Genomic DNA, 24346 nt, shown 5'->3' with positions numbered 1-24346 from the left:
TATGCATACCGTCTTCTATTTTGGCATGGATTGCATGCAACTTTGGTTGTGATCGGCTCAGATAAACGTGTCAGGCAGGCCGACGATTCATCACATCCTCGGGGTTGACAGCAACTGCTCAAGTAATGTTATTACATCCACAAATGAGGAGGTAACGTAATAACATTTCTCTGCTCTGCGGCGTTCGTCCCCGCTGCGCATCATAGGGCATCTCCATATCGCCGCAGACCGAGCCATCTCCGTCACAAATAAGAAAGGAACACGATGAGAATATTTCCCGCCTCAAGCAGCCTGATGGCTGCAATGGCTGCGACCGTCGCCTTTGCTGCGCAAGGCGCACTTGCCGGTGAAGACCACGGAACGAAGAAGGCATGGCGCCTGTTCGTCGCCGATCATACGCAGCCGGTCGTTCGTGCTATCGACTTCGAAACCGGCAAGGAACTCGGCCGCTACAATCTCAAAGGATATGCGGCGCTGGCCGCCAGCGCTTCCGGCAAGACCATATTTGCCACGCAACCGGACCATGACATCACGCATGTCATCAAGAGCGGCATCGACTTCTCCGATCATGGCGATCATCGCGACCTGGACGTCTCGGATACCGCGCTTCTGCCGGTGATTTTTGAAGGCCCACGCCCGGGCCATGTGGTTCCGCATGATGATCATGCAGTCCTCTTCTATGACCAGGGCGGCAGGGCGGACATTATCGACGAAGCGGCCCTTCTCGAAGGCAGGGCAGAGGTACGCAGCATAGATACGACGAAGCCCCATCACGGCGTAGCAGTCACCATGGGGCGCTACGTCCTTGTGTCCGCGCCCGATACGAAGGCGGAAACGGCGCCGGACAAGCTGCCGCCCCGCGTCGGCCTGCGGGTTGTGGATAAGGATGGCAAACAGATTGGCGAGATCGCCAAATGCACGGATCTCCACGGCGAAGCCACTTCGGCGCGTCTCGTCGCTTTCGGCTGCAAGGAAGGCGTTCTCATCGCGCGACCGGGCGGCATCGATGGGCCAAAGCTGCAAATGCTCCCCTACCCCGCCGATTTTCGCAAGAGCTATACCGGCACCCTGCTCGGCGGCAAGGCGATGCAGTTCTTCCTCGGCAACTACGGTGAAGACGGGGTCGTCCTCATAGATCCGGACGGCGAAGAACCCTACCGGCTGATCGAGCTTCCGACCCGGCGGGTCGATTTTCTGCTCGATCCCGCAACACCCCGCAACGCCTATATCCTTACCGAAGATGGCAATCTTCATGTGCTTGACGTGATCAAGGGTGAGATCGTCCGCAAGGCCAGAATCATCGAGCCCTATAGCAAGGACGGTCACTGGCGCAATCCGCGCCCGCGTCTGGCGGTTGCCGATGGCCGTATTGCGATCACTGATCCACGGAACTCGGTCATCCGCGTGATCGACCCGGAAACGCTGAAGGAAATCCGGACCATTCCTGTCGAAGGCCAGCCCTTCTCTATTGTAGCTGTCGGCGGCTCCGGCGCCGCTCATGATCATGAAGGTGATAAAGGTCACGCTCATGATCACGACGACCCGATCTACAAGGGATATTTTGAGGACAACCAGGTGAAAGAGCGGCCCCTCTCGGACTGGGCCGGAGATTGGCAGTCGGTCTATCCCTATCTGCGGGATGGGACGCTCGATCCGGTAATGGCGCACAAGGCGGAGCAAGGCGACAAGTCCGCCGGCGAATACCGGGCATATTACGAGATCGGCTACCGGACGAACGTCGAGCGGATCGAGATCAACGGCGACACCGTGAAGTTTTTTGAAAATGGAAAGCCGCTGGAGGCCCGCTATGCCGGCGACGGCTATGAGATCCTGACATATGCGAAAGGCAATCGCGGCGTACGCTTCATCTTCAAAAAGACAGGGGGCGACGAAGCCGCCCCGCAATACATTCAGTTCAGCGACCACAAAATCGCGCCGGAGGCCGCCGACCACTATCACCTCTATTGGGGCACCGATCGCGCCGCCTTGCTGGAGGAGGTGACCAACTGGCCAACCTACTATCCATCCTCTTTGAGTGCGAACGAGATCGAGCGCGAGATGATGGCGCACTGACCAGGGGACATTGCGCGCATCCTTTTGCGTCCAGCCCCAGGTCGAAAAGCGTTATCCCGAACCGAAAGGTCAGCGTCAGCAAAAAATTGCAGACTTTTCGGAAAAGATCATGCGTCAAAAACAAAGCATGATCCTGAAAAGTTGCAGACTTTTCAGAAAAAGATCATGCGCCAAAAACAAACGAGTTCCCCGTATGGCACAGGTGATGGCCGGCCCATCGCAAGGCGACATGCGGGGAGCGCCCGATCTCACCGTCCTGATGGAAAGCTTGAAAAATGGTTGGCTGCCGTCACTTGGCGGCTCTAATGAGTCCCGGATCCAAAGGCTGGTGCTACGACTTCTCTTCTTAGGAAGAATTTCTCGCCTATCGAGCTTGATCCTATCAGGTATCCGCTCAGTGTGAACAAAAGCGCCGGCACCACCTGGAAGTACAGAACATCATTGAACAGCGACTGTACTGCTATCGATGCGACGACGGCATATGTTGCATCCCGGCTAAAGCTTTTCTTCCTGAACCATAAGAGAATGAGGCTGCCAAACGCAACGCAAAGGTAGATGGCGGCGTAGATGACGCCACCTTTGAAAACGGCCGTCAATATAACGTTATGAAGGCTGGAGAACGGAAACTTCAAAACATCCGCAATGTTGCAGAAACCGCATCCCCCCAACAAAATTCGCGGCGTGATCCGGTTGAATGCGTCCCTATAAAGAGGCAGGCGACCCGTCGACAGCTTATCGAAATTGCCGTCCTTCAGGTAATCGATGCTTGTTTGGAATTTATGCGTTCCAATTCCTTCGGCGCCGACGACGTGACCGTTCGCTTCCCATGAAAGCAGGGACCGAGAATCCGCTTGCAAAAAATAGGCCCAAGGTCCCAGAAGAATAAGGAAGACGCCAAATGATACCCATGTTTCCTTGCGGCGGAACGCCATTACAATAAGAATTGCGTAGAATAGTATAACGCCGAGCATGACCTGCCGGGTCCATGTCGTGAACGATATGAACATTAGAAGGTTGGAGACGATCAAAACGAATATCTTGAAATTTCCCCTGAATGAGGAAGCTGCGGCGATCGACAATCCGGCGAGCATCATCGCTATTGTCGCCAGCGTAATCACCGCGTATTTCCCATAGAACGGAAAGACGGAGTTGATGAAGGTCGTTTCCGGAGCGGAATATGCTACCGAGTCGTATGCCGCCGATAAGATCAGGTTTCCATTCGTCAAGTATAGATCGACCATGAATATCACGGTAACCAGCACAGCAGCCACAGCGACCGGCTGCCAGAGCTTTGCGATATCGATGCTGTAGCTGGCAAAGACAAGCCCGACCAGAAGGTAAGGAAATCCGCTGGAGAAGCTTGCTGCTCCGATGAGGTTTTTAATCCTGCCATCGTTACCGACCATGCCGAGAAGTGCTAACAGGCCGCAAATGGCGAGAAAACCGATCACCACATAGATGGCTTTCTCGCTCGGCTTGGACAGAAGAAAGACGGCGGCGGCCAAGATCAAGGAAGGCGTTATCTCGAAACCGGGTACAGCGTAGATTTGAATGGGAAACGCCGCCAGAAGTAGGATTATCGTCGAAAGACGGTAGCGCCAGTCCGTATTCTTATTGCTCTGCGCCGTTACCATGAAACTCATCTTTTGGTTCTCTTTGGTATTGATGCCCCTCACCCTCTCTCCCCTTTCACAGCGTCGCCGCTTCCTCGCCCGACTGCCGTATGCAGAATGCTTTCGAGATCGCCGAGAAGAGTCGGATTCTTGGCATAGGCAGCATCGACCTCCGCCAAGCGGCGGGGTGTCGACATGTCGATGCCCTGCAGTTGCGCCGGTCCCGTGATTCCCGGCCTTACCCTGAATACGCCTCGTTCGGCCCGCTCCGCAATCAGCTCATGCTGGCTGGGCAGGCAAGGGCGAGGACCGACGAAGCTCATCTCGCCCAGCAACACGTTGAGGAGTTGCGGCAGTTCGTCGAGCTTGGTGCGGCGCAGGAAACGCCCGCTGCGGGTGATCTGGCTGGCTGCGACTTCATGGCTTGCACGATCACCCGTATCCAGAGACATGGTTCGCAACTTATAGAGCACGAATGGCCTTTTATGGCGCCCGACCCTGATCTGGCGGAAAATTGCCGGTCCCGTGCGCTCAAGTCGGATGGCGACCACGCAGAGAATGCACAAAAACAGCGCCGGAACGGCCAACAGCAGCGCCAGCGCCAGGTCGAAAGCGCGCTTGCCGACGACTACATACATGATCGAATCCTTACCCTTCAACTATGCCGCGGCGTCCCGCGCATCCGCGCGAACAACTCCGACATTTTTTTATCCGAACTTGTATGCAATGCGACAAGTACCAAAAAGAAGCCCATGGCTGCAGCATACACGCTGGGCCATATCAGCAGGCTGACCATGTAGGACGTATAGACAAAACCCCAAAAGAACACATAAAACGCCTGCGCAAAGGCAGCTTTTTCGATAGTGAGCATGCGGCGATACAGCAGGCTGGCGAGCCATCCACCGGCAAACATCGCTCCGATCGCCCCGACGATGGAAAAATCATAAATCAGGCCGCGAAACATCGTGTAGATATTGGTGCCTCGGATGTTTCCCCGCTGAAAATATTCGCCGAAAGACCCAATTGGAAGTGACGAGTAATATTCGGGCGATATAAATTTTCCGACCCCCATGAATGTCCAGAAGCCCCAGGTACGGAATTGCGGGTCCGTGTACGTCTTTGTTTGGATCGCACCTATTTCGTGGTCGAACCAGTCCGAGAATGCGAACAGATGCCCGAACGCATACGATCGACCCCTTTTAATGACCCCATCAGAGGGCGCGGGTGGTTCCGGCAGTGTTTTTGACAGCGCATCCTTGAACGTGTCCGTTCCCCCAGCAACTGCGCCTCCCCCGGCAACTGCGCCGATATTCGAAAATACCGTGACCGTACGATCAGTGCCGGCGCACTCGGTGTTTACGCGATTGAGCATGGCGACGGCAATTACCGGCGCGAGAACCAGCATGACGAGAATGCAGGTGCCGATGGTCTTTTTTGTAATCAGCGCCGTATTTCCGGCTGCAGTGCGTGCAACGATAACGGCGCCGTAAAAAAGGGCAGCGGTCAGAAATACGCCTCCCTTGTCCGCATAGAGAAGGGCGCTCAGCAGCGAAGGCAGAAAACTCAAGATGAGAACAGGCAAGCTCAGTGCCCAACCACGGCGGCTGGCAACAATGAGACCACCAATCGGCGCTCCGATATAATTGAGAACGGTACCTGCTCGGCTGAAGATATTGGCATCTAACGAACCGTTGTAACGCGCTGCAAGATATTTGCAGCTGACCATGAGCGGATCAGTGATCACCAAGCTCAACGAATATCCCTGAAGTTGCAGGTTAAGGGCCATAAAGACAAGCGTCAGCCCTTGCAGGACGAAGAACAGATAGATCGGCTCGCTTCCGGAAAAAGGAGTTGCCGCCGAGCCTCTTCTTGCCGCGACAACTGCGGCTGCGGGCCGCCAGTCCATGAAAAACGCCGGAAGCCCGAAGGCCAGCATGGCGGCGAAAATGAACGCCATGGCAGTGGGGGAGGCAACGAGTTCCGGCACGCCGAGAATGGGCGCAAGCGTCATTAGACACCAGAACAAGGCCATGACAACCGCCGGATGAGACCAGGACTGCGTTTTTCGGCGCAGCAGAAGGCCGAGAGCCCCTATCGCTAGGCTGAATAGAACAGTCACGGTCCACGCCGATATGGGCTCAGGCATACGAATTTCTCCGGATCGTATAGATTGCCGATTGCCGTTTTACATGCGTCAAGAGCTTTTGCGACCTCAAACGTAAAGACAATCGATAAGTACACTAATGTTGCCAAAGCCCTACGGCGTCGATCACGCTTCGGCTCAGCAAAACGTCCCGCGAAACATTCTTGAATGAAGAGTGCCCAACCAATGCAACGACGACGTCAGCTTGATGAATGGCGTCGTCGAGATCGCATTTTATTACATTCTTGCGGCCTGCCAGACCATTGGGCAGCTCATCGACATGCGGCTCCACCACCAATACTTCGAAACCCTCATCCGCCAGCGCCGCCGTTATCTGCAGCGCCGGGCTTTCACGCAGATCGTCGACGTCGGGCTTATACGCCAGTCCGAGGCAAGCAACCTTCGGTTGCTTGAACCGGTCCAGTTGCTTGCGAACCCGGTCGAGCACGTGGAGCGGCTTGCTATCGTTCACGTGGCGGGCGGCAGCCATCAAGGCAGTCTCTTCCGGAGCCGCGGAAATCAAGAACCAGGGATCGATGGCGATGCAATGCCCTCCCACGCCGGCACCGGGGCTGAGAATGTTCACGCGCGGGTGTCTGTTGGCGAGCGCAATAGCCTCCCAGACATTGAGCCCGAATTTTTCGCAGACGACCGAAAGCTCGTTTGCAAAAGCGATGTTCACGTCCCGGTAAGCGTTCTCGATGAGTTTTACCAGCTCCGCAGTCGCTGCCGTCGTTCTCAACAGGGCGCCGCGCACAAAAAGCTTGTACAGGGTTTCGGCCCGTTGGCTGCACGCCTCACTCATTCCGCCGATGATCCTGTCATTCTCGACAAGTTCGAATACCATTCTTCCCGGCAGAATCCGCTCGGGGCAATAAGCGACATTCACATCTCCCGCCCGCCCGTCGAGCGGAAGCTTCAAATCGGGACGCTCTTCGCCGATCCAGTCGCATATTTTGCGCGTCGTGCCGACCGGACTTGTCGATTCGAGAATGACGATGTCGCCTTTCTTTATAACCCGCGCCAGGGCGCGGGTCGCATTTTCGACATATGACAGGTCGGCGGATTTATCGTCCAGAAACGGGGTTGGAACCGCAATGATGAACGCATCGGCCGGCTGCGGCTCCGTCACCGCATGAAGCTTGCCGGTCTTGACAGCTGCCTCCAGAAGCATGGCAAGATCCGGCTCCGAAAAATGAGCCTTGCCTTCGTTGAGCCGGTCAACAACGGATTGCCTGATGTCCACGCCAATAACTTCCGGGCCACGGGTTGCCAGGGTGGCAGCTGTCGGCAAGCCGATATAACCCAGACCAATTACCGATACTGTCTTGAACAAGGGATTTTCAACGGTCATGAAGGAACTCTGGTTGCTCCGTAGGGAGATTGTCGGGATCGCTCACAATCAGAGTGAGAGATACTGCTTGCAAAGATCGGCAATTTTCGAGGCGGAGCTTCCGTCACCGTAGGGGGAAGCTCCACGGCTCATCGCAGCGTACGCGTTGCCGTCGGTCAACAATTTTACCGCCTCATCGAATATACGTTTGCGGTCGGAGCCAACGAGCCTGGCGACGCCGGCCTCTATAGCCTCGGGCCGCTCGGTTTCATCACGCAGAACCAGAACGGGTTTCCCCAGGCCCGGTGCTTCTTCCTGAATTCCGCCGCTATCGGTCAAGACGAGAGTCGAGTGCTTCATAAGAGCGACAAGGGTCTTGTAATCAGCCGGCGGGATTAGGCTGATCCGCGCATGTTCTCCGAGCAACTCATGCACCGGTCCATGAATGTTCGGATTTGGATGCACCGGATAGACGATTTCAACGTCCGCAAAGCGATCGTGGATATCGCGGAGCGCACCGCAAATTTCCCTGATCGGCGCTCCGAAATTTTCGCGTCTATGTGCCGTTACAAGGATCAAGCGACGATCGCTCCTGCTTGGGAAGCTACAGAAAACGTCACCATTTGCTACGCTCAACAGTGCGTCGATCACGGTGTTGCCCGTAATGTGGACGGTGGAAGGATCTTTCCCTTCGTCAAGCAGGTTCTGCGCTGCGCGGGCCGTAGGAGCGAAATGCAGTTGAGCCACCAGACCCGTGATCACACGGTTCAATTCTTCCGGGAACGGGCGCCCGATGTCATGGGTTCGCAAGCCTGCTTCCACATGCCCCACCGGAATATGCCTGTAGAAGCCTGCCAGCGAGGCTATCATGACCGATGTGGTGTCGCCTTGCACCAGGATGAGGTCGAAGCTTTCTTTTGCGAGAATCGGGTCGAGCGAAGCGAAAATACGGCTGCTGAGTCCAGCGAGAGTTTGGTCGGCAACCATGACGTCCAGATCGTGGTCGATCTCGATTTCGAACAGGCCAAGAAGGTCTCTGACCATTTCGCGGTGCTGGCCGGTGCTCACGACGACCGGCCTTGCCCAATCTTCCTGTTGAAGCGCTTTGATGACCGGCGCCATTTTAATGCACTCGGGCCGGGTTCCCACCAGGCATAAGATAGTTTTCTGCTTCTGCTGCACCACATCAGTCCCCAAGATCACCGGTTGGCTCGTCTATTATCCGATGAAATAGACGCGGAAAAGACGGAACGGGCAGTGTTCTGTTGATGGACCGCTTGCCTGGTCAAAGAAAGTGGCTGTTTTCCGGTCTTTCAAGGCTTATGGACGGGTTTCAATTGTCGTGGGACCGCGCGTTGACGGCAATCCTGCTTCCCCGGCGCTCTATCGATCAAAGTTCAGGATGTGTGATAAGGCTATTGCAAGCCGGTTCGATCGAATTACAAGGGATTGGTAACTGACAGGTGCGTGATGAAGATCGAACGTTTGCCGCTGGCCGGTCTGGCCATGATAACGCCGACAAGACTTGGCGATCATCGCGGATATTTTTCTGAAATATTCAAGGACGGGTGGTTCCGCGAGAACATTGAGGACGCGACGTTCGTGCAGGAGAACGAGTCTTTCTCAGCGGCCCCCGGAACCGTTCGCGGATTGCACTTCCAGATCGATCCATTCGCGCAAGGTAAGCTCGTGCGTTGTATCGCCGGAAAAATTTTCGACGTTGCCGTGGACATTCGCGCGGGCTCGCCGACTTACGGTCAATGGTTCGGCACCGAGCTTTCAATGGAAAAGGGGGAGCAGCTGTGGATTCCGGCGGGCTTTGCCCACGGCTTTGCCACGCTCGTTCCCGATTGCATCATTTCCTACAAGGTAACGTCGCCATATAGCGCTGTGAGCGATCGCGGCCTGCTGTGGAACGATCCGGCGATAGGCATCGAATGGCCTGTGCCGATCGACAACGCTATTCTGTCCGGCAAAGACAGGGCGCAGCCCCCATTGGCGGACCTGCCGCCCTTCTTCCAGTACTGAGCTTTTTCGGAGAGATCCATGCGTATTCTCGTAACAGGCGGAGCGGGCTTCATCGGTTCGGCCCTTGTCCGGCATCTGGTCAAAAATACCGGCGCCGAGGTGCTGAACATCGACAAGCTGACCTATGCCGGCAATATTGCCTCGCTGAAGGAAATCAACGGTGCATCGAATTATCGCCTTCTGAAGGCCGATATCTGCGACCTTTCCAAAATGTCGGAGGCGATCGATGGGTTCAAACCGGACCGGATCATGCATCTGGCTGCGGAAAGCCATGTCGACCGCTCAATCAATGGCGCCGGCGATTTCGTCCAGACCAATGTCATGGGCACATTCAGCTTGCTGGAAGCCGCGCGCCATTACTGGAGCGAACTGTCACCGGCCCGCAAGGAAGCCTTTCGTTTCCTGCATGTCTCGACGGATGAAGTTTATGGATCGCTCGGCGATGAAGGCCTGTTCGAGGAGCGCACGGCTTACGATCCGTCCTCGCCATACTCCGCTTCGAAAGCGGCGAGCGACCATCTGGCGATCGCATGGTGCCGTACGTACGGCCTGCCGGTGATCGTGTCGAACTGCTCGAACAATTACGGGCCGTATCATTTTCCGGAAAAGCTGATTCCGTTGATCATCCTCAACGCCCTCGACGGAAAGCCGCTGCCGGTCTACGGGCAAGGCACGAACATCCGCGACTGGCTCTATGTCGAGGATCATGCCCGCGCGCTCGATCTGATCGCCTCGCACGGGCGCCCTGGAGAAAAATACAACATCGGTGGACACAACGAGCGCCGCAATATCGACGTTGTACGCCGGATCTGTGAACTGATGGACCAATTGCATCCGAAGGCAAAGCCGTATGCGGAGCTGATATCTTATGTCACGGATCGTCCTGGCCACGATGCGCGTTACGCTATCAATGCCACAAAGCTGGAAACCGAGTTGGGTTGGAAGGCGCAGGAAACTTTCGACACGGGTATCGAGCGCACTGTGCGCTGGTATCTGGACAATGAATGGTGGTGGCAGCCCCTCAGGCAAGGCATCTATTCCGGCGAGCGGCTCGGCGTTCTGAAAAAAGGCTGATCATGCGCATCGCGGTGACGGGAAAACAGGGCCAGGTCGTCTCGGCTCTTGTGGAGCGCGGGGCTGGCGCCGGCGTGGAGATCATTGCCGCGGGGCGTCCGGAACTCGATCTGGCCGACCGGCAATCGATACGTGCGGTGCTTGCCGGAATCGCGCCGGATATCATCGTTTCCGCTGCCGCCTACACCGCGGTGGACAAGGCGGAGAGCGAGCCTGAACTGGCTTTGACGCTCAACGCCGAAGGGCCCGCGGCGGTTGCCGAAATAGCCGGGGAGCTCGGCATCCCGGTCGTGCACCTATCGACAGACTATGTGTTTTCCGGTGACAAGCAGGATGCGTATGTCGAGACGGATGCCACGGGGCCGGTCTCCGTCTATGGCAAGTCGAAGCTGGCCGGCGAGAAGGGCATTGCCGCGGTCAATCCAAACCATGTGATTCTGCGCACTGCGTGGGTCTATTCGCCCTTTGGCGCCAATTTCGTGAAGACGATGCTGAGGCTGGCGGAAACGCGCGATGCGGTGAGTGTCGTGGCCGATCAGCGTGGTACACCGACCAGCGCTCTGGATATCGCCGATGCGGTGATCACGATCGCAAGGCGGCTTGTAGAGGATCAGGCTCCCGAACTGCGCGGTGTCTTCCATCTCACCGGCAGCGGCGAAGCCACATGGGCAGATTTTGCCGAAGAGATTTTTGCCGGATTGCGGGCGAAGAGCGGCAAGACCATTTCGGTCAAGCGCATCACAACGGTCGATTATCCAACTCCGGCCAGGCGGCCCGCAAACTCGCTGCTTTCGAACAGCAAACTGAAGCATGTTTACGGAATAGTCCTTCCTGACTGGAAGCTATCCACACGGACCGTACTTGACCGTCTGCTCTGAGATTCGCGCGCCCCATACCGGAACCGCCCCATACTGGAACCAATGAAGGAAAAAGCATGAAGGGTATCATTCTAGCCGGCGGCTCCGGCACGCGCCTTTATCCGATCACCAGGGCTGTCTCCAAGCAGCTCATGCCGGTCTATGACAAGCCGATGATCTATTACCCGCTGACGACACTGATGCTGGCGGGTATCAAGGAAATCCTGATCATCACCACACCCTACGATAACGACGCCTTCAAACGGCTTCTCGGCGACGGCAGCCAGTGGGGCATCTCTATCGAATATGCGGTGCAGCCAAGCCCTGATGGCCTGGCGCAGGCCTTCATCATCGGCGCGGACTTTGTCGGGCGCAATCCGTCGGCGCTGATTCTGGGCGATAATATCTATTACGGTCACGGCCTGCCGGAGCTTCTTCGTTCAGGCGCTTCGATATCCAGCGGCGCTCGCATTTTTGCCTATCACGTCACCGATCCGGAACGGTACGGTGTGGTCGAATTCGATGAAACGATGAAGGCGCTGTCGATCGAGGAAAAGCCCGCCCTGCCGAAGAGCAACTGGGCGGTTACCGGACTTTATTTCTATGACGAGCAGGTCATCGACATAGCCGCCAACCTGAAACCGTCCGCGCGGGGCGAACTCGAAATCACCGACGTCAATCGTATGTATCTCGAGAGAAGCCAACTCGCTGTCGAATTGATGGGCCGTGGTTATGCCTGGCTCGATACCGGCACGCCGGACAGCCTCCTGGACGCCGCCGATTTCGTGGGAACGCTGGAAAAACGTCAGGGCTTCAAGATCGCCTGCCCGGAAGAAGTCGCCTTCCGCATGGGATATATTGGCGAAGACCAGTTGCACACACTGGCCATCGAGCTCGGCAAGAGCGATTACGGCCAATACCTGATGAAACTTGGCAAGACTAAATATGACTTCGGATTATGAATGCTTCGCCTGAAGCGTGATCCCGAAAAGTCTGCAACTTTTCGGGACGCGGTTAGAGAGCTTCCTCTTTTGATGGAATCGCTTGGGCTCAACGGTGAAACAGTCCGCACCGATAAAAGAATATCACCGTTTCAACCTAAAAATGAAATGCTCTAAAGATTGCCGTCACTTCATTTTCCTTCCCGCGCAACATCAAGTAGCCGTTGCGCCATGGTAGACATGATGCCGCTGCGCTCATATTTGTTCATGAAGGCCGCCCTAGGCTTGATTGCGAGTTCAAGACGCCCCAGCGCCATGATCCCGCTATCCGCGTCGCAAGGGGGAAACAGCCCGGCGTTATCGATTTCTTCGGAAATAAACCGGGCGCAAAAGCCGCTGACGCCCGCCAGAATCGGTTTCCCGGTAGCGGCATACTCGAACAATTTCGAAGGAATCACCCGTTCGAAAGCGGCAACGTCATTGAGATGCAGAAACAGGACATCCGCCTCGCGATAAATATCGATGAGCCTCGCTCGCGGAACAGGTGATTCCAGAATAACATTGGTCACGCCACTGTTCTCGACCGCCTCCCTCAGATCTTTCATGCGACCGCCGTCGCCGACTATCCTGAAACGCGCCCGACCGGCTGTTTTTGCGGCAAGGGCAGGTACGATGAGGTGAAGGCCTTGACCGTCGCCAATATTCCCGGCGTAGACGATATCGATAATGTCATCCTGCCTGGGTACCGGGGAAGAGAAGTCTCCTGCAAACGCCTCGTCTATCCCGTTCGTGAAAACGTCCGGATGGAGGCCCTTTCCGTAGCGTTCGTGGAAATAGGGGAGAAAACCGCCGGATACGACGTTAATCCCATCTGCCTGTCTTATGGTCCAGCGTTCCAGCTGATCCAGCACCTTGATCACATGGCCGAACATTCCGCCCTTGGATAGATCGGCCATGGTCTCGACGAAAATGTCGCGAATGTCGAGATAAAGCGGGGCGCCTTTCAGGCGGGAGACACCAGCACCCAGTACCGCTGTCATCAGCCGTGATGAGGTGGCGAATACGAGGTCATATCGCTTGCCGGCTGTGTGCCGGGTCGCCGCAAAGGCGAAACGCAAAAAGCGCCCAGCCTGGCTCGCGCGGCTGGCTCCGGGTTGCGGCAGTGGAATTCTGGTGACGGTAACCGGGCCCCAGGTCTCCCGTTCGGCTGCCTGCACACCCGCCACGGCTTCGTAACGGTTCGGCATGCTTGTGATGACGTCTATATGGACGTCGTCACCACCGGCGGCCGCCAGTGCCTTGACGAGCGCATCGGCACGAAACGATCCCGCCGACAGGTCGGGAGGGAAATAATATGTAAGGATAAGAATGCGTTTTGTCACTTTGAGACATGCTCGAATATCGTTGCGACCGATAATGAAGGCGTGGACATCTGCCATGTCAGTACCTTGCGTGGCAAGCGAATCCCGAACTCCGGGGCAAAGTGGCCATCCACCACATCGCAATCAACCGCGCCCTCGACACGAACCGCTATGATTTCGCCACTGCCAATGCGCAGAAGCCATCCCCCATCAGTACGCTGTTCGACATCGACCGACGGGTGCAATGGAAAGCGCGCGACGGCGTTGTGCTTGCCTAGGCTCGATATCGTGTCGGTCACCCGCACCAACCGCCCGGTGACACAAACCCTGCGTTCATGGACCGGCTTTCCTGTCAAAAAACGATACCCGTCGTGCGAGGCCTGCGCCTCCGTGGCATCCGCCGAGTATGTAACACCGGCAGGACGCGCTCTGCGCCCGACGCGAAAACTTCCCCAAACCTCGGATGAGCTCTTGCCGTCGATTTCGACCGTAGCGTGGGAGGATGTCGCTCTTTCCGCCCAACGCAAGGGGCTGTTTTCATATGTCGAGGTGCCCCCGTTCGTAACGATGCGCTCCACACCGAGCGATAGTTCGAAGGATAAGGTGTCGGCATGGGCGTGTCCCGGAATATAGTCAGGCCCCACCGGCGCCACGTCAAAAAGCGCCGTCCAAGCCCCGTCAGCCAGCCGAATATATCCGCTGTCCCTGAGCCATGCCTGGCTTGGACGGGATTTCGGGACGTCGAGACCCAATTCCTCCCCATATTTGCTGAGGGCCGCGAGATTGCGGGCTTCGTGGAACGCGGCATCGTTAAACAGCCCGATCTCACCGTCGGGATGGCTCATTGTTGCCAGCCAATCGAGCATCTGAGCCGCCTTGTTACACCAGTCCGCCTGGTATGATTCGAGCAGCGAGGGAAATAACCGGCTCAACTGGACCAGATCCAGCATGTCTTCCAGCAGCAGGGCGTGATACATCGGGCTTCGCTCGAAATGTCCGCCGTCGGCCAGAATCTGCTCATTGGCTTCCCTGGCCATAATGCGCAGGCCGCACCGGAGCCATTCCTCGGCTTCCGGACCGTCAAAAAAACAGCCGAGAAAAATCAGCGCCTTGGCATTCACAAAAAGATGGTTGCCGCGCAAATGATATTCGAGCGAACGCCGCAGCACCTTTCCCTGGATCGTCAGGCTTTCCAGGAAGCCGGCGGGCAGCGGTGCGCCGGACAATGCCGAAACGATCCAGTTTACCGTACGCCGGGAAAGAGGATAAGGCTCCCAGCCCGCCCCCTTCAACGGCGGATTCTCGCGGATCCACCTTTCGATAAGCTCCCGATGCCAAAGTTTTTTCTCGTCGGTCGCAGGCGATAGCAAATCGTCGAAATAGTGCAGATTGTAGATCCACAGGCGCGATGCCGACGGGTCATTCCAACCCGCGGCGCCATCGAGTTCGCGCTCTTCGGCAAGGAAACGGAACCGCGTCTCCGAAAGCATGCTCGCCGGGTGCGGCGCGTGGATCGTCCAGCGACCCGCTGCCTCGCGGCAAGCAAGCGCCGCGCCCGCGATGCCGCTTAAACGGGGAGGACGGCGAACGAGCCTGTTGATGATCTGGCCGGGCTGCAAATGGATAACAGTTCGCGCCAACCGGCCTACATTCATTGTTCTCTTCCATTTTCAAATACGGTGAACAGGGGACCGCGCGCGCAAGCGAAGTCGCCCCTTAATTCGCCATCCCGGCTGAATTTGCAATCCCCGCGGAAGGCAGCTCGCGGGATGACGCCCGGTTCGAATTACGGTTGCTGACGTAGAATTCGCGCGGCCTCCACTGTTGCGCGGGCAACTTCGAAGATTTCAGCCGCGGGAATGGGCGAGGCTTTCCCTTCCGTAATCGCATTGAGGAACGCGGCAGCGCAGGCGTCCTGGCCTTTATCCTGCGACCATCCGCCCATCCGCTTGAATCCAGGCCAACCGAAACCGGTCAGCTTGCGGAAATTATCGAGCTGGAGCGTGCGGCCGGCGCAAAACACTTCGACCCGTTCCTTGGGGAAACTCTTGGCGCCATTGGCAAAATAGTTGACCGTGCCGAACGAGCCGTCTGCAAAGCCGAGCACGATGACGGCTTTGTCTTCGGTAATAGCCACACCGGGCGCGTTGCCCATGCGGCGCGCCATGACCGAGACGATGGGGCTTCCCGCGAGAAAGCGCATCAGATCGATATAATGGCATGCTTCGCCGATAATGCGTCCGCCGCCGGCACTTATATCCTGCGTCCAGTGGTCGGCGGGAATGGCGCCTGCGTTCATGGTGAGGATAAAGGACTTCGGCTCGCTTACCGGCGCCAGCAATTCGCGCATCTTGATCACATGCGGCGCAAATCGCCGATTGAAGCCGACCATCAGCCGCGGCGCATTCTGCCCGCCGGCAGCTTCGGCATAGGCCGTTTCGACGGCGTCGATTTCCTCGTTCGTCAAGGCAAGCGGCTTTTCCACGAAAATATTCTTTCGCGCGCGCAATGCCCTGATGACATAATCCGCATGTGTGTCATGCCGGGTTGCGACCGCAACCGTGTTGATCGCCGGATCGGAAAGTATGGCTTCCGCATCGCTCGCCGCCTGTGCAAAGCCTGCCTGGCGACCCTGGATACCGCTGTTCGTGCCCCCCGACGTGACGATCGTGTGCAGTTGGGCGCCACCTTTCTTGAAAGCGGGAATGAGAACGCGCGACGCATAATTACCGCCGCCGATGAAGCCGCAGACCGCCCGATCTGCCGAGAACACGGGCATTTTATCGCTCAGCGGCACCCTGGTTTCCCGTAACACCGCCTCTTGCTGCGCGGCATAGGTCAGCAGAACGCCCAGCGCGGATTTGTCCGAGGTCAGCAGATCATAGGCGGACGGCGCTTCCTCGAACGCAATTCGTTTGGAAATCAGCGGTTCGACGTCCAGGCGTCCGCTTGCCATCATGTCCAGCACGGCTTCAAAATTGCGCTGTTCGGTCCAGCGCACGAATCCTACCGGATAGTCATGCCCCTGCAGTTCGTAGCCGGAATCGTAGCGGCCGGGCCCGTAGGAGCAGGAAACTTGAAAACTCAGCTCTTTTTCGTAGAAATCGGCCCGATTGAGTTCCAGTCCGGTAACTCCAACCAGCACGATCCGCCCGCGTTTGCGGGACATGCGCGCCGCCTGCGTTACGGGATCCGATGACGAGGTCGAAGCGGTGATGATAACGCCGTCAACGCCGCGCCCACGGCTGAACGCCATGCCGGCAGCGACAGGGTCTTCGCCCTCCGCCGGGTTGCAGGTTTCGGCGCCGAACCGGGCCGCCAGCTGCAATTTGGCCGGATCGAAATCGACCGCAAGAACGCGGCATCCCTGGGCGAGCAAAAGCTGCACCGTCAGAAGGCCGATGAGCCCGACGCCGACGACGACGAAAGCTTCCCCCAGCGTAGACTCCGCAAGGCGAATCCCCTGCAGGCCAATCGCGCCCAATATGGTGAAGGAAGCGGCTTCATCGCTGACATTGTCGGGAATCCGCGCGCACAGATTTTTCGGCACGCAGACGATATCCGCGTGAGGGCCGTTGGAGACCACGCGGTCACCGACCGAGTAACCTTCGCAGTCCCCCCCCGTCTCCATCACGGTACCGACATTGCAATAACCCAGGGGGAGAGGCTGGTTAAGCTTCGAGCGGACGGCGTCGATCGTGGGCAACAACCCATCGGTCTTGACCTTGTCGAGCACCATCTTCACGCGTTCCGGCTGCTGGCGTGCCTTCTGGAGCATCGAGGCGCGGCCGAAATCGACGAGCATGCGCTCGGTTCCCGTCGAAATAAGGCTGATACGCGTCGCGATCAACAAAGCGCCTTTGCGAGCGATCGGAGCCGGCGCCTCGGCCAGATAGGTAGAGCCGCCGCTCATATCCTGCAAAATCTGTTTCATCCTTGTCTCGCTCTCTTCACATGCTGTCTGGGAATGTCAGTTCGATGCACCGGCAAAAGCCAAGGTGCGGCCCTCCGATGCGGCTACACGTTTAGCACTTTCCAGTAGCCGCCCGCAGGCGGCTGGAATTTCGTCTCCGCCGGGGCTTGAACCGTGATGGTTCTATTCTGAGCGTCCACTTCCGCATGGATGGTTCCATGCGGCGTCGGTATCGTGGCGCGCATCGACTCCGCAACCCAGGGGTCCGGCTGAAGCGTCCAGCGAGCCCAGCGGGGCGCGAGCATCCGGGCGCCAAGAATGAAACGCTGCGTGATATCAAGGAATGCAGCTCCCCAAGCGTGCGTCCAGTCGATATTTTCCTTGAATTTCACATCCCAGGCTTCGTGCGTGACGGTTGCATCATACTTGTCCATCATGTGCAGCCATCCCCGTTCCGTGCGGTTGAGCATCAACGGCAATGCAATGTGGCCCGCCCCGTGCCGGAACAGCCCCTCAAGCAGGTATTGCGCTCCGTAGACGGAACAGGGGAAGCCGCCGCCATGCGCGGCGATACGCGTCTCGATATGCGCCAGCGACGCATTTACCTGCTCCGGCGGCACCAGATCGAAAGCCAGCGGGAAGAATGTCGAATGCGCTGCGGCGTGCGTGGAACCCAAACCATCCACGAATATGCCGCGCTGTCTGTCGATGAGCTTTTCCTGGATTTTCAATCGCAGCTTTTCCGCAGTACCCCGCAACGTGTTAGCATCGCGCGGCCGGCCGAGTTCATCCGCCATCGCAGCCATAAGAACAAAGCCGGCATGAACGAATGCGTTGACCACCGTATTATACGGCCGCATGTCATACCCGTCGCGTTCGCCTTGAGGCCAATCGACGATGTCTTCCAGATAATCGGCTTTGGTCCGCCTGGCGAAATTGTCAGCCAGCGCCTTGTTCGTGGTGTTGACGAGACCCGTATCGTCGACGAACCAGAAAAGCGTGTAGATTTTCAGCCGATCGAATATTTCTGCAAGGTAATCCTTGTCGCCTGTGGCCTGATAATCGGCCCAGACCATAAATATCAGCTGCACCATCCATTCGGACGGCCATGTCGGCGCCTTGAACAGCGCGTCGATCGTCCGGCGAGGCACGGTCCAATCGCCGGTCGTCATATACCAGCCAAGCTGGTTGATATAGCCATCCGCCTGATAGGGAATGCGTTCGCGGTCCCCATCGACGAACAGACCCATGAAGCTGGTGGCGGCCATGGTGTGTTCACCGAGCTCCATCAGGCGATTGAGCTGCGCGGCCGTCTCGCTGCCGCTTGTGAAGGTAATGCCCCCTCGCGCTTCGTATTTATCGGATACGACACTTTCCAATGTCACTGCCCCTTCGGGCAAAGCGCCGCGCCATCCCTCGATCTCCACGTAGCGAAACGGCATTGCCGGTTTGCCGCTTTCCATGCCACGCAGATCCGCAGGCGTGAGAGGAGGAGAAAAGGGAACGTCGCCGAGTGTCGTTTGAATCTCGTAGTAGCGAACGGTGCCGAACGGATGGCGGTCGATGCGCCCGTCCGTTCCAAGCTTTTCACCCAATCGGAGAATGACAGGCGTCCCTTTGTTTTCATCATCGGGAGTGATGATGATGTTGCCGAACCAGACCTTGCCGAAATCGACGAAATGGACGGCGCCATCCTGCCGGCTCCGCTTCGCGGTTACCGGTCGCCAGACGGTCGTTGATGCCGGACGCGAAAAAAAATATCCCGCGCCGCCTGCTAGAATCGTCGCGCCGGCTAATGCGGAGAGAACATGGCGTCGCCGAACGAGCATGGCTTCTCCCTTTACGGCAAAAGACGTTCAGGACGCGTATAATTGATCAGTACCGCGCGGTACGCTCCCCGGAAAACAAAGAGGCTTCCGGCACCGGCGCCGACGACGCCGACAGCATCGATGAGAGCCTGCAAATCGTCCACCGAACCAGCGCCACCGACGAAAGATAATGGCAGATCGACGGTATTTCGCGCATGTCGCGCAAGATCGAGATCATAGCCGCTCATGGTGCCGTCCCGGTCGATCGAGTTGATGACAATTTCACCGGCTCCGAGATCAACGACCTGCCGCATGAAATCGGCCAAGGGCACTTTCTGCTTGGTGCGGGCGTTATGCGTATAGATCGTGTATCCCGGCAAAAAGGCGTTCTTCTTGACGTCGATCGTCACGACCACGCTTTGGCTGCCGACTGCGGTCGCCATTTCGCGGATCAGCTGAGGACGGGCGAATGCTGCCGCGCTGACGGAGACTTTTTCAAAACCCAGCCCGATGATCCTCGCAGCCTGATCGGCGGTCGTCACGCCGCCGCCGTAGCACAGCGGCATGCGTGACTCGACCGCTATGTTACGCAAGCGGCCAAAGTCCGGCTCGCGCCCGCTGACGCTTGCATCGATATCCAAAAGCATCAATTCATCGACTTGCTTCTCGTTGTAGATCTTCACCGCATTGAGCGGGTCGCCTACATATTTTCCCGGCTTGAACTTCTCTGTCTTGACGAGGCCGCCATCGTGGATGAGCAGGCAGGGGATGATACGGGATCGCAGCATGTCTCAGGCCTCCGCGAAATTCCGGAAGACCGCCACGCCGTTGCTGTGGCTCTTCTCCGGATGGAACTGCAGACCGAAAACGTTTCCGCGCGCCACGGCGCAGGCAGTGTCGTTACCGTAGCGCACCGTCGCAATAACGTCCTCATCATTGTCAGCGTCGAAATAGTAGCTGTGCAGGAAATAGAAGCCACGCTCGCAATCCACGTCGCGCAGCAGCGGCACCTCGCCGCGTGTCGAAATCGAGTTCCAGCCCATATGAGGCAGTTTTGGCGCCATCTTGATGGTGCTGGCATCGATCCGCCGGATGCGGCCCGGGATCCAGCCGAGACCGTTTCTCTCTCCCTCATCGCTGGAACTGGCGAGAATCTGCATGCCGACGCAAATGCCCATCGCCTTTTTGCCGTTCCCCATAACCTGTTCGTTGAGCACTTCGATGATTCCACCCTTCGCCAAGTCGGCCATGACCGTGTCGAAAGCTCCGACGCCGGGAAGGATATATCGGTCCGCCGCGGCCAGCTGCTTCGGATCGCCGGTCACTGTGAAGGGGACCTTTAATTGCTTGTAGATGGTGGCGATGGCAGAAATATTCCCTGATCCATAATCGACGATCGCGATCATCGTTTTACCGCCCTCTCTACGCCGAGCGCCTTGAGCGCCTTGGATCCCAAATCAAACAGCCATTGCTGGTTGGCGTAATCCCGATAGGTTTTCAACGGCATCTCATGGTACTTGCGCAGCTCATCGACGCTTATGCCAAGCTTGGTGGCGATATATTCGAACTCCTCGTCGATGGTTGCAGGATCGAAGGCCGGCGAGGCAAGCTTCGCAAGCGCCTCTTCACGCGTCATCTGCCCGGTCAATATCAGGCTGGAATACTGCACACGCCTGGTATCATATCCAAAGCGCGTGGGGAGCCAGTAACCTTCGAAGAAGCGCGTGAACCGCGATTCGAAATGCTTCTGCGGATACGGCCGCCATCCATAAACTTCAGAGAGCGTCTTTGACGCGATTTCCTTTGTATACTCCATGTAATTCAGTGGCTTTACCACCTTTATCCCGCGGATATACCGCAGATACCCTTTATGATATAAAATATTGCTGAACGGATAGCTTTTCAGCTTTCGAGTCCCGAAACGGCGTTGGATATCCTTTATCTGCGCCATGTCGGTTCCATGATACAACCACTCCAGCGGATTACGGACGCACTCCGTAGCGTAGTTGCCGCCGTTCAAGATATATTTAATGTTATTCTTGTTGGCAAAATGATAAAGCGTGGCTATGAACGCGTGATCCTGTGGAATATCAAGATGCGGCACCCCGGACTTGAAGAACGATAACTGGAAATCACGCATCTCTTCCCAATTGATGACTTCCGTATAGAGGTCCAGTCCCAGTTTCTCGACCAGCATCTGGATATTGTTGACGGCAATGTCGGTATTCCAGCCGCCGTCGACGTGAAAAACAAGCGGCCGCATGCCGAATTCGGTCACCGCCAGATGCAGCAGGTATGAACTGTCCAGCCCGCCGCTCAAACCGATGATCGAGTCGAAAGGTTTTCCCTTGCCCGAGGCGCGTATCTGCTCCACCGTCTTGCGAAACATCGCATTCCCCTTCTCCGAGGGATGCCAGTTTGGCAGCACGTCTTTCTCGAAGCTTCGGCAATGATCGCAAACCCCATCCGCATCGAACTGGATCGCGGAATCACTGGTATCCATCACGCATTTGCAGCAGACTTGATAAGGTCTCATTAGGTCATCCGTTTTGGCGGTCATAAGGCCTTGGCACCGGGCTGAAAGATAGATGGCTTGATCATGGTGGACGGCTCGCGTCAAGTGCGGTCCTTTAACCTCCACTGGAATCGGCCGATTGATCTGCCCGAAAATTAGGGTATGACTGACGCCGGACGGCGACGAACCACAGCATGACATTCATGTCTTTAAGGAGGCTCTCCGAAAAAAGGAAGGGCCGCACCGGACCCCGTATCGGACCATTGAAACAGGTCTCGGTAATCCCGACAAACCAACCCGCCGCTGAGACCGGTTCCTCCTTCGGATAGTGACGCCTGCAGATATTCCATGGAAAAAACGAACGCCGAAGACACTGTATCCAAGCCGCGGCGGGGAGTTAAGCATGCTCTCCTCAATATCGGATCCCTGGCAGCCATCCAGGTAGCGAATGCGGTGTCGCCGCTCATCATCTATCCGTTTTTGCTGGCCGTGGTCGGATCGGAAGGATATGCTCAGGTCGCTCTTGCCGAAGCCCTGTCTCTGTTCCTCCTTACATTCGTTATTTACAGTTTCGATATCGATGGAGTGGCCGAGATCGTAGGGATATCTCCTGTGCGCGATAAGAAGCGCATCTCGGTCGTCCATTCGGAGATACTGATGACGCGGATCGCATTCTACGCGATCGGTCTTTGTATTCTGGAGGCGGCAGTCCTCCTCATCAATCCACAGCTTTCCATGCTGGTTCTCCAATGGTCCCTTGTCAGCCTGGCTTATGCCATCCAGCCGACTTGGCTTTTCCAGGCGCTGGAACGAAATCTTCCTCTAGCCATCATCTCCTTGATTTCCAGGGCCGGCGCCGTGATCACGATTGTCATGACCATCCGGCAACCCGGTGATTACGCGTTTGTACCGGGCATTATCGGGATATGGTATCTTGCAGGGGCCGTTATTGCGGCAGGCTACGCGTTGCGGAAATTCGGACTGACGCTGGAAGCTCCCGCGCCGCGCGTGATCGCTTCCTGGATCTGGCGCGGAAAAGAGGTCTTCCTGAGCAATGTCGGCGTTACCTTGTATCGGGACGCAAACGTGTTGCTGCTCGGAATCTTTGGTGTGCCAAGCACGGGAATTGCAGCTTACTCGGTGGCGGAAAAGCTGGTCAAAGCCATTCAGGCGTCTATCCGTCCGGTTAACCAGTTCTTCTTTCCGAGGGCCCTGGCGGTGGCAAAAGCGAATTCAAAACCGTCCCGCGCGGCTTTCATGGGCATCTTCAGGATAACCATGCCGCAGGTTGCGGTGGTCCTGTGCATCGTCGCCGGCGTGTTCGGCGGCTATTGGATCCTCGGCTCTTCGATTTCAGCGATAGCGCAAATCAAAGACATCGAACAAGTCGCCGGATTAGCCGCCATTATGAGCCTGGCGTGCTTTCCCGGTGTTGCCAACTTCATGTTTGGAAGCGCCGGCCTCAATGCGCTCGGTGCCCGCAGCTATTTGCTCGTTGCGGTCATGTTCACCGGCATTGCCAGTATTGCCGTCAATCTCTGTCTAATTCCGGTGATGGGTGTTACCGGCTCAGCCATTTGTTTCGTTTTGGCCGAAACCTTGTTGCTGGCATTGATTGCCCGGCGGTATTTCGTCTACTAGAGCACGATCCCGAAAAGTTGCAGACTTTTCGGATAAGATCATGCGGATAAAACAAAGCTCGCACTCAACATCGGCTCGACCGGGGAAATAATGCAAATCGGATATGTCTGCACGAACTTCAACAACAGCGCTGTTACCGAACAGGCGGTCAAGACACTACGAGCCAACAAGGGGCACGATGTTCATGCCGTCATCGTCGATAACGCGTCTTCCGCCGAGGAAGCGGAAAAGCTCCGGCAACTTGAGGGGCCCGGCGTCACGACTATCTGTCTTGCCGAGAATCTGGGATATTTTCGTGGGCTTAATGTCGGCATCCGCCATTTGCGTGAAATTCGTCCGGACGTGGAGTGGATGGTCGTCGGCAACAACGACCTCGAGTTTCCCGAGGACTTCGTCGGCAGCCTGGAGCGGCTCGCGGAAGAGTTGCGAATTCACCCTGTGATCTCGCCCGATATCGTGACAGGCGATGGCGAGCACCAGAATCCCCACGTCATTTCTCATATATCGAAAATGCGGGAGGTCTTTTACGATCTCTATTACAGCAACTATCATATAGGAATGTTCGTGCAGATGGCGGCGAAGAAATTGCGCCGGATTTCCGATCGTAGCGACGAACTGGAATGGCAAACCGCCCGTCATATCTATCAGGGGCATGGCTCCGTTTATCTGCTCGGCCCGCGTTTTTTCGAACTCTTCGAAGAGCTGTGGGCGCCCACTTTCATGATGTCGGAGGAGTATTTCCTCAGCAAGCAGCTCAGCGACGTTGGTGAAAAAATATATTACGACCCCCGCCTGACAATTCGCCATCTGTGGCACGCGTCGCTGGACCAGTTGCCCAGCAAACGCCGCTGGGAAATGGCGCGTGACGCTCACAGGGAATATCGGAAATACGTCAAAATCATAGGGTAGCATGCCGTTACCGCGCTGCGCGGAACGCCTTGACGCTCGGCGGACAATCGAAACCCAGCCGGATGGAAACGGCTGAAATCCTTTACCGCCAAGAACCCGGGCCGCGTCAATCAGCACTGTGTCTCACCGCCCCCCGC

General features: G+C 56.9%; 19 protein-coding genes. 7 read left to right on the top strand and 12 right to left on the bottom strand.

Features of this window, described 5'->3' with window-relative positions; translation table 11 throughout:
* Positions 1-264 precede the first annotated feature (264 nt).
* Positions 265-2073 carry a zinc metallochaperone AztD gene (gene aztD / locus C7477_RS12335; protein WP_181418408.1) on the top strand — a complete coding sequence of 603 codons (1809 nt, stop codon included), beginning with the start codon at positions 265-267 and terminating at the stop codon, positions 2071-2073.
* A gap of 302 nt (positions 2074-2375) precedes the next feature.
* Here aztD and C7477_RS12330 read toward each other — a convergent pair whose 3' ends face one another.
* From C7477_RS12330 to wecB, 5 genes are all read right to left on the bottom strand, one after another.
* Complete coding sequence (locus C7477_RS12330) at positions 2376-3716, bottom strand: hypothetical protein (RefSeq protein ID WP_146226097.1); 1341 nt, start codon at positions 3714-3716, stop codon at positions 2376-2378.
* Between the two features lie 29 nt (positions 3717-3745).
* A complete protein-coding gene (locus C7477_RS12325; protein WP_110752532.1) occupies positions 3746-4324 on the bottom strand; it encodes a sugar transferase in 579 nt (192 codons plus the stop codon).
* A gap of 17 nt (positions 4325-4341) precedes the next feature.
* Positions 4342-5832 carry an O-antigen polymerase gene (locus C7477_RS12320; RefSeq protein ID WP_110752530.1) on the bottom strand — a complete coding sequence of 497 codons (1491 nt, stop codon included), beginning with the start codon at positions 5830-5832 and terminating at the stop codon, positions 4342-4344.
* A gap of 94 nt (positions 5833-5926) precedes the next feature.
* On the bottom strand, positions 5927-7183 hold the full coding sequence (gene wecC / locus C7477_RS12315; protein WP_110752528.1) for a UDP-N-acetyl-D-mannosamine dehydrogenase: 1257 nt from the start codon (positions 7181-7183) through the stop codon (positions 5927-5929).
* Positions 7184-7231: 48 nt separating this feature from the next.
* Positions 7232-8365, bottom strand: coding sequence for a non-hydrolyzing UDP-N-acetylglucosamine 2-epimerase (gene wecB, locus C7477_RS12310; RefSeq protein WP_281032542.1), 1134 nt, complete (start codon positions 8363-8365; stop codon positions 7232-7234).
* A gap of 267 nt (positions 8366-8632) precedes the next feature.
* Between wecB and rfbC the strand changes: the two genes are divergently transcribed.
* From rfbC to rfbA, 4 genes are read left to right on the top strand one after another with little or no spacing between them, the layout of a single operon-like run.
* Positions 8633-9190: a dTDP-4-dehydrorhamnose 3,5-epimerase gene (rfbC, locus tag C7477_RS12305; protein ID WP_110752524.1), complete on the top strand. Its 558-nt coding sequence runs from the start codon at positions 8633-8635 to the stop codon at positions 9188-9190.
* 18 nt (positions 9191-9208) lie between these two features.
* Positions 9209-10264 carry a dTDP-glucose 4,6-dehydratase gene (gene rfbB / locus C7477_RS12300; protein ID WP_110752522.1) on the top strand — a complete coding sequence of 352 codons (1056 nt, stop codon included), beginning with the start codon at positions 9209-9211 and terminating at the stop codon, positions 10262-10264.
* Positions 10265-10266: 2 nt separating this feature from the next.
* Positions 10267-11142, top strand: coding sequence for a dTDP-4-dehydrorhamnose reductase (gene rfbD, locus C7477_RS12295; RefSeq protein ID WP_110752520.1), 876 nt, complete (start codon positions 10267-10269; stop codon positions 11140-11142).
* A 56-nt stretch (positions 11143-11198) separates the two neighbouring features.
* Positions 11199-12083, top strand: a complete 885-nt coding sequence (gene rfbA, locus C7477_RS12290) for a glucose-1-phosphate thymidylyltransferase RfbA (protein WP_110752518.1) — start codon at positions 11199-11201, stop codon at positions 12081-12083.
* A 170-nt stretch (positions 12084-12253) separates the two neighbouring features.
* Here the strand turns inward: rfbA and C7477_RS12285 are convergent, their stop codons facing one another.
* The 7 genes from C7477_RS12285 to C7477_RS12255 all read right to left on the bottom strand — a co-directional run bounded on the left by C7477_RS12285 (position 12254) and on the right by C7477_RS12255 (position 21680).
* On the bottom strand, positions 12254-13444 hold the full coding sequence (locus tag C7477_RS12285; protein ID WP_210206147.1) for a glycosyltransferase family 4 protein: 1191 nt from the start codon (positions 13442-13444) through the stop codon (positions 12254-12256).
* Complete coding sequence (locus C7477_RS12280; protein WP_110752514.1) at positions 13441-15078, bottom strand: heparinase II/III family protein; 1638 nt, start codon at positions 15076-15078, stop codon at positions 13441-13443. The genes C7477_RS12285 and C7477_RS12280 overlap by 4 nt, the downstream gene beginning before the upstream one ends.
* Positions 15079-15209: 131 nt before the next feature.
* Entirely contained in the window at positions 15210-17357 is a 2148-nt protein-coding gene (locus tag C7477_RS12275; RefSeq protein ID WP_110752512.1) for a bi-domain-containing oxidoreductase, read from the bottom strand.
* Between the two features lie 83 nt (positions 17358-17440).
* Positions 17441-19165, bottom strand: a complete 1725-nt coding sequence (locus C7477_RS12270; RefSeq protein ID WP_110752510.1) for a family 78 glycoside hydrolase catalytic domain — start codon at positions 19163-19165, stop codon at positions 17441-17443.
* Between the two features lie 11 nt (positions 19166-19176).
* On the bottom strand, positions 19177-19932 hold the full coding sequence (locus tag C7477_RS12265; protein ID WP_110752508.1) for an AglZ/HisF2 family acetamidino modification protein: 756 nt from the start codon (positions 19930-19932) through the stop codon (positions 19177-19179).
* A 3-nt stretch (positions 19933-19935) separates the two neighbouring features.
* Positions 19936-20550, bottom strand: a complete 615-nt coding sequence (gene hisH / locus C7477_RS12260; RefSeq protein WP_110752506.1) for an imidazole glycerol phosphate synthase subunit HisH — start codon at positions 20548-20550, stop codon at positions 19936-19938.
* A complete protein-coding gene (locus C7477_RS12255) occupies positions 20547-21680 on the bottom strand; it encodes an N-acetyl sugar amidotransferase (RefSeq protein WP_110752654.1) in 1134 nt (377 codons plus the stop codon). The genes hisH and C7477_RS12255 overlap by 4 nt, the downstream gene beginning before the upstream one ends.
* 327 nt (positions 21681-22007) lie before the next feature.
* Here C7477_RS12255 and C7477_RS12250 point away from each other — a divergent pair, with 327 nt between their 5' ends.
* A complete protein-coding gene (locus tag C7477_RS12250; RefSeq protein ID WP_110752504.1) occupies positions 22008-23300 on the top strand; it encodes an oligosaccharide flippase family protein in 1293 nt (430 codons plus the stop codon).
* Positions 23301-23390: 90 nt separating this feature from the next.
* Entirely contained in the window at positions 23391-24209 is an 819-nt protein-coding gene (locus C7477_RS12245; RefSeq protein WP_110752502.1) for a glycosyltransferase family 2 protein, read from the top strand.
* Positions 24210-24346 lie beyond the last annotated feature (137 nt).

It is taken from the genome of Paramesorhizobium leguminum (genome assembly GCF_003217235.1).
GTDB classification, from domain to species: domain Bacteria; phylum Pseudomonadota; class Alphaproteobacteria; order Rhizobiales; family Rhizobiaceae; genus Paramesorhizobium; species Paramesorhizobium leguminum.
This window is presented reverse-complemented; position numbering and strand designations above follow the sequence as displayed.

Bases quoted from the DNA above. Each gene is read 5' to 3' on its own strand.
- C7477_RS12330 (WP_146226097.1), bottom strand. From the start codon at position 3,716: ATGAGTTTCATGGTAACGGCGCAGAGCAATAAGAATACGGACTGGCGC.
- C7477_RS12325 (WP_110752532.1), bottom strand. From the start codon at position 4,324: ATGTATGTAGTCGTCGGCAAGCGCGCTTTCGACCTGGCGCTGGCGCTG.
- C7477_RS12245 (WP_110752502.1), top strand. From the start codon at position 23,391: ATGCAAATCGGATATGTCTGCACGAACTTCAACAACAGCGCTGTTACC.
- hisH (WP_110752506.1), bottom strand. From the start codon at position 20,550: ATGATCGCGATCGTCGATTATGGATCAGGGAATATTTCTGCCATCGCC.
- wecC (WP_110752528.1), bottom strand. From the start codon at position 7,183: ATGACCGTTGAAAATCCCTTGTTCAAGACAGTATCGGTAATTGGTCTG.
- C7477_RS12320 (WP_110752530.1), bottom strand. From the start codon at position 5,832: ATGCCTGAGCCCATATCGGCGTGGACCGTGACTGTTCTATTCAGCCTA.
- C7477_RS12280 (WP_110752514.1), bottom strand. From the start codon at position 15,078: ATGAATGTAGGCCGGTTGGCGCGAACTGTTATCCATTTGCAGCCCGGC.
- rfbA (WP_110752518.1), top strand. From the start codon at position 11,199: ATGAAGGGTATCATTCTAGCCGGCGGCTCCGGCACGCGCCTTTATCCG.
- C7477_RS12270 (WP_110752510.1), bottom strand. From the start codon at position 19,165: ATGCTCGTTCGGCGACGCCATGTTCTCTCCGCATTAGCCGGCGCGACG.
- C7477_RS12250 (WP_110752504.1), top strand. From the start codon at position 22,008: ATGGAAAAAACGAACGCCGAAGACACTGTATCCAAGCCGCGGCGGGGA.
- C7477_RS12275 (WP_110752512.1), bottom strand. From the start codon at position 17,357: ATGAAACAGATTTTGCAGGATATGAGCGGCGGCTCTACCTATCTGGCC.
- aztD (WP_181418408.1), top strand. From the start codon at position 265: ATGAGAATATTTCCCGCCTCAAGCAGCCTGATGGCTGCAATGGCTGCG.
- rfbD (WP_110752520.1), top strand. From the start codon at position 10,267: ATGCGCATCGCGGTGACGGGAAAACAGGGCCAGGTCGTCTCGGCTCTT.
- C7477_RS12265 (WP_110752508.1), bottom strand. From the start codon at position 19,932: ATGCTGCGATCCCGTATCATCCCCTGCCTGCTCATCCACGATGGCGGC.
- C7477_RS12255 (WP_110752654.1), bottom strand. From the start codon at position 21,680: ATGAGACCTTATCAAGTCTGCTGCAAATGCGTGATGGATACCAGTGAT.
- rfbB (WP_110752522.1), top strand. From the start codon at position 9,209: ATGCGTATTCTCGTAACAGGCGGAGCGGGCTTCATCGGTTCGGCCCTT.
- rfbC (WP_110752524.1), top strand. From the start codon at position 8,633: ATGAAGATCGAACGTTTGCCGCTGGCCGGTCTGGCCATGATAACGCCG.